Here is a 10,788-nt window from a genome sequence, read left to right on the forward strand (position 1 = left end):
TTCCTTCTCTACCGGGGCTCCACGTCCTATTTCCCGGCCAGGCGATCTGTCCGCGTGTCTCCCCGAACGGCACCTTCAACACTCAGAAAGCTCGACCGTCCGGTTCTAAATCCCTGAGATCACTTCATTGGGTCTACTTCACCTATTCGTTCCGGTCCGGGCTTGGCCAGGTGCAGTCTTCCTGGCCAAGCCCGGACCGGGTCTCACGGGGTGTGATCGCTCAGGAACTGGCACCTGGCCGCTGACCGTCCAATCCGAATACCTTGGCGACTGCGGCGTCGGTGCGTGCCACGGCCTCACTGAACGCGTGTGATCTACCGGTCAGGTAGGCGCGGCGAACCTCGTCATGCGTCTCCCTGCCCGCCAAGGCTGCTGTGTGGCGCGCCTGATCGGCGAAGGCATCTCGCGAATCACCGAGTGCCTGCCCTATACCGTCTGTGAACTCCTGCTCAGTGAGCTCGTCGGGGAGAACGAGCGTCAACACCGACGGCTGGCCAGGCATGGGCCAGCCGTCAGTTGGACGGCGACCACTGAGCCGTTTGCGGAGAAGCTGGAACCAGCTCACGGGTTTCCCTCCTCCCTGGCGAGGAGCCACGAGGCCCAGACGACCTTGCCGGTCATCGTGTTCTTGGAGTCGTTTCGGGTGATGGGGTACCAGCCCCATTCGTTTGCCAGGGAGTGTGCGAGTCGGAGCCCTCGCCCTCCTTCTTCGTCGGTACCAGGAGTGGCAAGTTCGGGACGGTCATTGCTCGGATCGCGGACCTCGGCGATGAGCTGTCCTGCCGAGACCCGGAGCTGGACGAGGATCATCGCCAGGGTCCGGTCGTCTGAGACGTCCAGATCTGATGGTGCGGGATGACCGGTTGCGTCGAACGCGTTGGTAGCGAGTTCAGAAAGGACCTGCCGACACTGCCAGCCGAGTGCGGACTCCAGGCCCCAAGCGGACAGCTTCGCGCGAGCGAAGGAGCGCAGGAGTGGGATCGCGACGGGGAGCGCGGCCAGTCCGACGCTGTCTCGGCAGTCACCACCATCGTGCCGAGGTGGACGCCTCCTGGTAGGAACCGTCTGGCACGGCCGGACGGCTGTAGTTGGCACGGACATCGTCGGGGCTCCTGACTGGCTTCTCGGGTTCTCGGGGAGCGGCCGTTTGCGCGTGGCTCATCCCGGTCATCTTGCGAAGTCCATCGAGACAGCCACCTCGGCACTGACAGTCACGCTCTCGTGACAGTCTCAAGTATGTGTCTGTCATGAGACTGAACGCAAGGGGACTGTCACAGTCCGCGACAGCTTGGGTGCCACAGCAGAGAGGGGCCGGAGCCAATGGCTCCGGCCCGAGTGCGTTTCCGCAGGTCAGCGGCCGATGTACCGCTCTTCCTTGATCTCGGCGATGAGAGCGGCCCAGTGAACCGCACTGATCTTCAGGATGGGACCAGCCGTTCCGGCCGCGGAGTCCCGGACACCAACGTCGGGGCCCTCGCAGGCGAGACCTGCCTCAACGCAGTTGTTGCCTGTTCCGCTATACGAGGATTTGCGCCAGCCGATGTAGCGCTCGGCACTGGTCATAGTGATCTTCCTAGTGAGACGAGAGGGTCTCTGCTGTCCGCATCAGCATCTCGCGCGATCTCTCGACCGAGAGCGCCGCGCTCACCAAACCGGTGTACACCATCTCAAACTGCGCAGTCTGAGCAGGGTCGGTGAGCACCAGGTCCGTGGTGACCGCTTCGAGGGCCACGACAACCGGATCACCGCTGTCGGGATAGTTGTAGATGGAAAACGAGCACTCGGGGATGTTGTAACCCGGAATCTCAGCGTCCACTGGCAAGACCCGCACCGTGACCTGCTCATCCTCGTCGGCAAGCTTGACGATGCGCTCGATCTGGTTCTGGAAGATTTGCGACGGGACCGAGCGGCGCCGCAGCACCACCTCGTCCAGGATGACCTCATAGGCGGGGCCCTTCGGTCGATGCAGCATCCGTTGCCGGCCGAGCCTCCCCTTCAGTACGCCACTCGCCTCGGCGTCCGATGGCAATGGCAGCTCGCTGTTGGCCAGGCGCGTGGAGATGAACTCCTCAGTCTGCAGCAACCCAGGGACCAGATTCTGCTGATACTCCCGGATCACCTCGGCACCAGCCTCAAGATTGGCGAACCGCGCCTGCCGCTCACCGATCCCAGAGGACTCCCACCAGCCATGCGAGGCCGCCTCGGCGGTGATCTGAACGATCTGCGTCCACTTGTCACCCTCGACTCCCAGGACCTCCAGCAACCGCTGGACATCATCCTGACTCGGCGATACGTGCGCATTCTCCAGCTTGCTGATCATCTGCCGGTAAACGCCGGATGTCTTCGCCAGGTCCTGGGCTGAGACGCCAGCCAGCTCCCGAAGTTCCCTCAACTCCGCCGCCAGCCTCAACCTCCGCACATACGGACTGATCACTCGCGCAACCGCCTGTCTCAGTTCGAGGGATTGTCACACCAGAAGGTTTGTCAGCGTATCCGTTGACCAGCCCTCCGTGGCTGTTCCGCCAGCATCCATGCCGGTACCTACGACAGGGGCAGGTGGTAGCGGCATGGACCCGACGAGCGTCCCTGTTCATGCGACTCGGTCGCGCGCATGCGCTCATCTCACACCGGGAGAACGCCACCCGCTGTAGATCTAGACGGAGCCCGCACGGCCAGCGGTCCGTCTTCCCTCGCCGAAGAGCAGCAGAGTTTCGCGACTCGCTGTTGTCGGGACCGCGTGGCGCCTTTGGCCCAAAGGGTCGTCCCGATAGCGGCCAACATAGGTTTGATCCGGGACTTTGGTTCTACTGGAGCACCCCGACTTGCTCGGCCATTCGATGTGTTGTTTTCGATTCGTGCGGTGAAGCTCGAAGAAACAGCACAGCGCAGCCGGTGGCGAGGACTGTCAGGGCGCCCGTACCGAGGACGGCGTTTTGTACGCCGAGCTCGGTCACTAAGGGGCCGGCAGTCAGGAGAGTGATTGGCATGAGGATGTAGGTGGCGATGATATTCCAGCTATTGACGCGCACGAGCACTTGAGGGGCGAAGGCGTTCTGCAGCGCGGTCGTCCAAAGAACGTAGTAGATCGCCTGACAGCCGCCTGGGATCAGGGTTGCCGCAGCAAGAAGCGGCCAAGGTGCCTCCGTACCCATCATGAACATCGGTATGGCTCCGACGGCCGGGAGCGTCGCTGCTGTGAGGACGCGGCGGCTTGGCCGCCAGTGAGCGCCGATGAGGGCCCCCGCCAGGGCACCGACGGGCTCGCAAGCAGTGACAATCCCCCACGCTGGTGCGCCACCGTGGCCGTGGGACATGTACAGCGGTCCGGCGATGTCGCAGTAGCAGACCATCGCAATGATGACAACCGTGTACTGAAGGGTCATAATCCAGACCCAACGGAACGCGACAAACTCTCGCCAACCGACACGAAGATCTCGCAGCAGGTGGTTCTTGTCGTTGTGCCACCGGGCGGTCTTGAGTTGGCTGAGCAGCAACCCGCTGACTGCACACAGGACGCCGCGAATGGAGGCCGCCCAACCTGGTCCGAGAGCCGTCACCAGAAGGCCGGATGTGGCGAGCCCGGTGAGGAGACCAACCGATTGGGTCTGATTGATCAGTGCATTGCCCGCCGATCGCTTTCCGTCTTGGAGGAGGTCGGCGGTGATGCCGCGGATCGTTGGGAGGAACAGGGCCGTGGCTACGCCAGACAGCATGGCCAGAGAACACAGCAGCGGTAATGGGGCTTTCTTGGTCAAGAAGCAGGCACCGAGAGCAAGCCATGCGACACAGGTGACGATCTCGGCCGCCATCAGCACATGGTGGCGGCGGAAGTGGTCACCGGCGAGCCCGCCGAAGATGATGAGCAAAGCCGGAACCGAGTTGCACGCCAGCACGATCGAGAGGCCGCCTGCGCCGTATCCCAGGCCCATGACCCCCCACGCGAGAGCAAGCTGCCCGAAGCCCACACCGGCGCTGGAGATAAGACGCGCGAACAACAGCGGGGCGACGGATGGGTCTCTGTACAGAGCCAAGGGCGAAAGGATGTTCAGCACGGCTCACCACCTCACGACGACATTTGGGATAGGCGCAAGCCGCTCTTACGGGCTTGCCGCGAGGTACCGAGTCAGGAAGTCGGCGATCGCTTCGTAGGCCCGGATCTCGTTTGCTCGGTTGGTGAACCCATGGCCTTCGTCCTCGAAGACCTCGTACCGGACGTCGATCCCTCTGGCCCGCAGACGGGAGACGAGCTGGTCGGATGTAGCACACGGGACGCGCGGGTCGCGGGCTCCCTGGAGGATGAACAAGGGGGCCGAGATCGCGTCAGCGTGGGCCATCGGCGAACGCCGAGCAAGGCTTTCGCCATCAGTGTCGGGGTCGCCGAGCACGGTTGCGACGAAGTGTTTCCAGGTGGGCGGACATGCCCGGGCGAGGGCTACCAGGTCGCTAGGACCGCAGAGCGATACGCCGGCCGCCCAAGGAAAGGGCAGCCGGGCCAGGCAGGACAGAGCCGCAAAGCCGCCGTAGGAGCCGCCCATCACCGCAACCCGGTCGGCGTCGATGTCGGGGATGGTTCGCAGACAGCGGGTGGCGTGGTCAAGGTCGTCCAGGTCGATGCCGCCCCAGTCGCGGTAGATGAGCCGCTGGTGAGTGCGGCCGTATCCGGTCGAGCCCGCGATGTTGGGCGCGAGTACTGCGATTCCTTGGGCGAGCAAGTGCTGGTAGAGGCCGGCACGTAGATAGCCGGGACGTTCTTGCGCCTCGGGCCCACCGTGAATGGAGAGCACGACCGGACATGGCCGCGGCCCATGCGGACGGTAGAGCAGGGCATGAATCCGTCGACCATCAGACGCCGGGTAGGTAACAGCATCCGGCGCGACAGGTTCGATGACGCGGAGGGCTGAAGGACGCGTGTCCGTCAGGTAACGAAATCCCGTCGCGGGGTCCATGACGGCGAGCTCGACCGGTCGAGTCGCTGAATCGAAGAGCAGGACTACTGGGTCGGCGCCCGGCGCCAGTGCCAGTGCAGCGACGACCCCAGGCGGCATTTCTGGGAGGGGAAGGTGTTCGCCCTCGTGGAAGCCGTGCAGGACGGAACGCCCGCCGTGATTGACCGACCACACAACCGTCTCACCGTTGGCATCGATGTGCTCAACGTCCCACTCAGGCTCGGCTAGCGTTTCGAGGACGCCGTCGTCGAGGTGGTAGCGAGCGGCGGCCTTGAACTCTCCCCACCGGTCAGTGATCAGGTAGAAGCCTGAAGAATCGGCCATCCACGGACCGGGTTCATACAGCCCTTCACCGTAGACAGTGGTAACACAGACCGGTTCGCCCTCCCCATGGAGGTCTATCAAATAGGTGGCGATGTCGCTGTTGGAGCGGAAGCCGGCAGTCAGCAGCCATCGTCCGTCCGGCGATATCCCCTGAGGCTCGAAGACCACTCCGGGTGGCGGGGCGAAGCGGCGTTCGTGGTCGTCCGTCAGGTCGCGGACAAGGACATCCTGAACGGTCGGGTCGCGGTCGTTGGCGGCATAGGCGAGGTAGCGGCTATCCGCAGAAAAGGGCGAAGTGGCCAAGATTCTCTGACAATCCGTGCCGAAGCTGATGTCTGTGGGTTGCTCATCGTCCAACCCGATCCGGTAGAGGCGGTACTGCTCGTCGCCATCACGGTCAGCGCTGAAAACCAGGCTCTTGCCATCAGGTGCCCAGGTGATACGCCTCACCGCTTGCCGTTCGAGGAGCGTTACTCGGCGGGGTCCTCCCCCTGCGAGGGGGAGGATCCACAGGTCGAAGCGTCCCTCAGCGTTGCTGGAATAGGCCACTAGAGTCGCGTCTGGAGACAGGGCGAGCGTTGGCTGAAAGCTCTGTCGAGGAACAAAGTCACGGTATGTGGGCATGAGCGCCTTTCGAGGGGTGGGAACTATTTGATCCAGCCGCGACGGACTGCCGCGACTCCGGCGGCGAAATGGTGATCGAAGCCGAGCTTCTCGCGGATGGCCATCGAGTGCCGCCTGACCGTGGAGAGGCTTACCCCGGCGCGCTTGGCGATCTTCCCGTCGGGCAGTCCCTCCACCAGCATGCTCAAGATCTGCCGTTGCAGCGGCGTGAGAGGACTCTCGGCGCTGGCGGCATCCCAGGGCACCGCGCGCTCCCACAGGAATTCGAAGTACTCACGGAGCGCCGCGACGATTACAGATGAGCGGATCAGCAGAGCGCCCGTCATCCCCGTCGGTGTCAGTGGAAGTAGTGCGATCGCCTCGTCGGCGAGCTTCATCTTCATGCCGATCCTGGGCAGAAGCCGAGCCTCCTCCCCGGCCTGCACGGCCATCTCGATCGTCCTCACGCCGACTGGGTGTTCGGCGCATGCGGTCTCGTAGATCGCCCGGCATCGGACATGTCCTTCGAAGGACGGCGGGGGTGGGACCGCGGTCAGGTCATCCATCGGCCGCTCCACCGATTGGTTGTCCAGGGTCATCCAGTCACCTCGCGCCGCGCTGATGAGCGCCCGCGAGACCCTGCCGATCTCGTCCCTGTCGGTAATGACCTGCACCAGTCGATCGACTGATCCATCCACTGCCCTGTTCGGCCATGGATGGGTCTCCGCCATGCGGCGCTGCCCCGTCAAGAGGCGCTCCTGTTCGGCCACCAACCGCCGCGACAGGTCGGCCAGCGTGCCCTGTAGCGCCATATCTGGTGGCACCGGCACCAGCCGCGGCGGCAGCCCCGGTCCTGACGACTGAACGTGGGCCAATCCGGCACTTCTCAGCACTTCCACCTGCTCGGCGCCACCGAGCAAGTCCGCGGCCTGCTCGCGCAAGCACCCGTCCTGAGCGAGGAGCCGGGTGTAGAGGCCCAGCACTTCGTCCGGAACGATGTCCTTCAAGAGCTTTGTCGCTGTCAGCCCGGCCTCGGTATCCATGCCCCTCACCTCCAGACACAGAGAGTAGTCACATGAGTCTGTGGTGTTACAAGAACGTGAGGTGAGTGTTTGCGGTCAATGAGCAAGAATCACCAGCTGCCCAAAGATCGCCATCGTCTCCAAGCAGGCAGCCTGTGCAGCCTCTTCACCTCGCCCAGGGCACCCGCCAAAGTGACCGCTTGCCTCCATGGCGCGTTTTGATCACCGGGTCGACCTGCGGATTTCCTGTTTCATCGTGGCTGTCAACGCCGAACCAGACGTGGAGGAAACCGTGAAGCTCCTCGCCCGTGCCAGTCACCGCGAGAACCGCCAGTCGATGAACCGCCTCGCTCGTGGATGCTCCCAGGACACCCGCAACCGCCTTCGCGCCGCGCTCCAGCACCGGACCGCAGGCCCAGACCGCACGCCTTCGTCACATGAAGGGCATCGCCAGCTCTTGGCCAGCGCTTTCAGGCATCCGCAAGGCACCGGCTTCATCGGTCCCGGCGCCGACGGTCTGCTCCGATCGGCCTTCACCGAGGCGCTCACCAGCAAAACGGGCGTTTCATGGATCCTGGCGGCGAAGAGCGACCTGCGCCGCCTCTTCGACGACGCCTTCGACGACGCGTTGCGCGAGCACTGGTCACCGCGCCTCCGAGTGGTCGACACCCTCGAAGACGCCATCGAGCACCTGGACTTCGAGGCCGACATTGCCAGAGCCCTCAACACCAACGCAACCGACGCGCTCCTGCCTGTGCTCTGGTTCACAACGTCCGGCCCCGACACCGACGTCATCCACCAAACACTTCAGAACTGGCCAGACATCATCGCGCTCATCGCCGGCGGCTGGCCCCACGGCCCCACCCACCTCATCGAAGCCGACGGCCCGAGACCACTGCCACGCCGACCGATCGACCTGCTGTCGCCCCAGCAAGCGATCGCAAGCCTCGACGTCCCTGACCAACCCAGTTAGAACAACCGTCCCTCGCAAATGATGTGGCACAACCTCTCAATCACCCCAGAAGGTCATCCCCGGGCCATCACCAGCCCGGGGGCGCACTCTCACTAACCAGTTGCTCCTTCAAGAACCGCGTCTGGTTCTGTTCTCAGCTCGGGCAACTGTCTTCTGCGCGGGTCTTCGTCAGTCCTCGCGTGACTGCCAGACGTCGAGGGATTCACGGCCTCCCATCGTTACGCGCGCACGTGGTGACGTTCCCGTGGATCACCGAGAGATCTGGACGATGTGTTGCTATCCCCGCGTGCGCGGGGAGCAGGCGAGCCAGCCGAGGGTGCCGGGGACCAGGGTGGGACCATCCCCGCGTGCGCGGGGAGCAGGAGTTGTTGGTGACCAGGTCGTGGCCGCCGTAGGGACCATCCCCGCATGCGCGAGGAGCAGAAGGCCGACAAGCCACGGACGGTCAAGGCGCCGGGACCATCCCCGCGTGCGCGGGGAGCAGTCCTCCGCAGCTTCGTCCACCATGGCAGATTCGGGACCATTCCCGCGTGCGTGGGGAGCAGCGCCAGACGCTGGGTCCGCCATAGGGCGGGGTGGGACCATCCCCGCGTGCGCGGGGAGCAAGGCCGGCCCCGGCCGCATTCCCACCCGTGGCCGGGGCCATCCCCGCGTGCGCGGGGAGCAGGTGACCAGCTGGTCGTGGTCGGCCTTGGCGAGGGGGCCATCCCCGCGTGCGTGGGGAGCAGACCGGCCAGGAAGGCGTCCTCGCGTGCCAGCTGGGGCCATCCCCGCGTGCGTGGGGAGCAGAGGCCGTCCATCCAGCCGGTCCAGGTCGTCGAGGGGCCATCCCCGCGTGCGTGGGGAGCAGGGCGGCGGCGTAGGCCACGTCCTTCGCGCTCCGGGGCCATCCCCGCGTGCGTGGGGAGCAGAGCTTGGACACCACCTCAGCCTTGCCGGTCCCGGGGCCATCCCCGCGTGCGTGGGGAGCAGGGCACCCCGACTGGGTCCGCAAGTACGGGACGGGGGCCATCCCCGCGTGCGTGGGGAGCAGATTGCCCGGCGGCGGTCCTGGCCGGGGCGCGTGGGGCCATCCCCGCGTGCGTGGGGAGCAGCGCCGGACGCCCCCGCTTCCGGGCCTGGACCGGGGGCCATCCCCGCGTGCGTGGGGAGCAGCACCTCCTGACCTGCTCGTAAGTCATGAACTGGGGGCCATCCCCGCGTGCGTGGGGAGCAGACTCGCTGACCTGGGGCCTTACCAGCTAGTAACAGAAATCTGGAGCACTTTTGAGGGTTCGGACATTTCGGGCATCGCAGGGAGGGTGGTGGCCGTTGACAGGTGGTCAGCGTTTGCCGTAGCGGCGGCGTTTGGAGGCTTTGCTCCATCCTGTTGGGGGTGTGGCCGCGGAGATGGCGGGCTGATCTTTAGGGCGGCGGATCAGGGTGACGCCGTCGTGGTCGATGGGGTGCCACTTGTGGTCGTGGGTTTCGAAGGTGAAGCCTTGTTCGTTGTTGGTGTTATAGGCGAGTAGGGCGCGCCCGGTGTCTGCGTACTTTTGGACTTCGTCCCAGAGGGCTTGGCGGATGCGGGCGGAGGGGCCGCCGATGAAGACGCCTGGGGAGATCTCCATTAGCCAGCGGGTGAGGAATCCTCGGAGTCCGGCGGGGCAGTTGGTGAGGATGATGACCGTCACCAGTCGATGTCCTGGGCGTAGTTGCGGCCAGATTCGATGTTCATGCCGTGGTCGCTTTGCAAGGTGACGTGATCGGTGTCGGGTCCGGCGGGGTCGTCTTGGGCGTCGGGGATGAGGAGTCGCTTGATGTCGTTGACGCAGCGTTGCAGAAGGCCGATGTTGTTAACGCGGTCGCGGATGGCGCGGCGGGTGCGGGAGCCGACGTCGTCGGGGCTTTGGGCGGCGACTTCGAAGGCGACGGGGATGGCGACGTCGACTTTGTAGAGGTCGGCGATGTCCAGGACGAAGGCGAGTTCATGGCCGGAGTGGATGAAGCCGAGTCCGGGGGCGCAGCCGAGCGCCGCGATGGTGGTCTGGGCGATTCCGTACATGCATTGAGCTGCGGCGGTGACTGCCTGGTTCACCGCGTCGCCGGCGTCGAAGTCTCCGGGGACGTAGTGGCGCCCGTTCCAGACGAGTCCCGCTAGGGCGGCCTGTTGGCGGTAGCTGTCTTTGACGCGGCGTCCTTCGCGGCCGAGGAGTTCATGACGGGAGAAGCCGGAGGGGTCTTCTCCAGGGAACCGCATCCGGTACATCGCGCGGGCGACATCGAGACGGGTGCGGCGGTTGGCCCACAGGCTGGCCTGGGCTTCGACGAGTGCGGAGGAACGGGTGAGAGACCGGCCGCCGGAGTAGAAGCGGACGCCTTGCTCCCCTACCCAGACGACTCCTGCTCCGCTGTCGCCGAGCACGCTCATGGCTTGGTGGGTGACGCGGGTGCCGGGGCCGAGGAGCAGGGTGCCGATGGTGGCCGAGGGGATGTGGGTGATGCCGTCGGCGTCTTCGGCGGTGATCGCGTTGTCGTCGCGGTGCAGTGTGCAGCGCTCAAGATAGATGAAGGAGATGCGGTCACTCATCCGGGTGAGTTCGCGTGGCGATGACGCAGGGCGCTTGCCGACGGTGGACATCGATCAGGCCGGCGCGAGGGTCATCAGGCCGCAACCGTAGGCTTTGGCGCGGCCAAGGCCCCGGGTGAGGGTGACGCGGAAGGCGTCGGGGTCGGTGATGTGCAGCCGTCCGTCGAAGGTCACGGCCACCAGCGTGACGCGGCCCTGGCCGCTCTTGGCGAAACGGAGCTGGCGGCAACCGTGGACCAGCACGTCGTGGGTGTCATGGCCGGGCATCAGTTGCCTGTTCGAAGACTTCTCCGCGACCTTGAAGCCCGCCGACTGCTGGCGTCCTAGCAGCCAGCCGAGTTGGTGGGAGGG

The 10,788-nt window shown here is 65.1% G+C and carries 11 protein-coding genes and 1 CRISPR repeat array; of the genes, 1 reads left to right on the forward strand and 10 read right to left on the reverse strand.

The features are described 5' to 3' along the window. Positions 1-220: 220 nt before the first annotated feature. The 7 genes from E1298_RS37555 to E1298_RS37585 all read right to left on the reverse strand — a co-directional run bounded on the left by E1298_RS37555 (position 221) and on the right by E1298_RS37585 (position 6,916). Positions 221-565: a hypothetical protein gene (locus tag E1298_RS37555; protein WP_131901975.1), complete on the reverse strand. Its 345-nt coding sequence runs from the start codon at positions 563-565 to the stop codon at positions 221-223. Continuing rightward, positions 562-1,101 (reverse strand): ATP-binding protein, encoded by a 540-nt coding sequence (locus E1298_RS37560; RefSeq protein WP_131901977.1) that lies wholly within the window; start codon positions 1,099-1,101, stop codon positions 562-564. The genes E1298_RS37555 and E1298_RS37560 overlap by 4 nt, the downstream gene beginning before the upstream one ends. Before the next feature lie 249 nt (positions 1,102-1,350). Beyond that, positions 1,351-1,563, reverse strand: a complete 213-nt coding sequence (locus E1298_RS37565) for a DUF397 domain-containing protein (RefSeq protein ID WP_131901979.1) — start codon at positions 1,561-1,563, stop codon at positions 1,351-1,353. A 10-nt stretch (positions 1,564-1,573) separates the two neighbouring features. After that, positions 1,574-2,434 carry a helix-turn-helix domain-containing protein gene (locus E1298_RS37570; RefSeq protein ID WP_165975863.1) on the reverse strand — a complete coding sequence of 287 codons (861 nt, stop codon included), beginning with the start codon at positions 2,432-2,434 and terminating at the stop codon, positions 1,574-1,576. A gap of 370 nt (positions 2,435-2,804) precedes the next feature. Continuing rightward, a complete protein-coding gene (locus E1298_RS37575) occupies positions 2,805-4,052 on the reverse strand; it encodes an MFS transporter (protein WP_131901983.1) in 1,248 nt (415 codons plus the stop codon). 45 nt (positions 4,053-4,097) lie between these two features. Continuing rightward, a complete protein-coding gene (locus E1298_RS37580) occupies positions 4,098-5,720 on the reverse strand; it encodes a S9 family peptidase (protein ID WP_165975864.1) in 1,623 nt (540 codons plus the stop codon). 197 nt (positions 5,721-5,917) lie between these two features. Then, complete coding sequence (locus E1298_RS37585; protein WP_131901987.1) at positions 5,918-6,916, reverse strand: helix-turn-helix transcriptional regulator; 999 nt, start codon at positions 6,914-6,916, stop codon at positions 5,918-5,920. A gap of 187 nt (positions 6,917-7,103) precedes the next feature. On the opposite strand from E1298_RS37585, the gene E1298_RS37590 reads away from it, so the two are divergent. Continuing rightward, the gene (locus E1298_RS37590) at positions 7,104-7,868 is read left to right on the forward strand and encodes a hypothetical protein (RefSeq protein ID WP_131901989.1); all 765 of its coding nucleotides are present in this window, start codon (positions 7,104-7,106) and stop codon (positions 7,866-7,868) included. Positions 7,869-8,140: 272 nt separating this feature from the next. After that, a CRISPR array of direct repeats spans positions 8,141-9,084; the repeat unit is 29 nt; unit sequence GGGGCCATCCCCGCGTGCGTGGGGAGCAG. A gap of 106 nt (positions 9,085-9,190) precedes the next feature. On the opposite strand, the gene cas2e is transcribed toward E1298_RS37590, so the two are convergent. The 3 genes from cas2e to cas6e all read right to left on the reverse strand — a co-directional run. Continuing rightward, entirely contained in the window at positions 9,191-9,541 is a 351-nt protein-coding gene (gene cas2e / locus E1298_RS37595) for a type I-E CRISPR-associated endoribonuclease Cas2e (RefSeq protein ID WP_131901991.1), read from the reverse strand. After that, on the reverse strand, positions 9,538-10,488 hold the full coding sequence (gene cas1e / locus E1298_RS37600) for a type I-E CRISPR-associated endonuclease Cas1e (RefSeq protein WP_131901993.1): 951 nt from the start codon (positions 10,486-10,488) through the stop codon (positions 9,538-9,540). Before cas1e ends, cas2e begins: the two co-directional genes overlap by 4 nt. Positions 10,489-10,491: 3 nt before the next feature. Continuing rightward, positions 10,492-10,788: type I-E CRISPR-associated protein Cas6/Cse3/CasE (cas6e, locus tag E1298_RS37605; protein ID WP_131901995.1), on the reverse strand; the 297-nt coding region annotated here is incomplete at its 5' end.

It is taken from the genome of Actinomadura rubrisoli (genome assembly GCF_004349215.1).
GTDB lineage: Bacteria > Actinomycetota > Actinomycetes > Streptosporangiales > Streptosporangiaceae > Spirillospora > Spirillospora rubrisoli.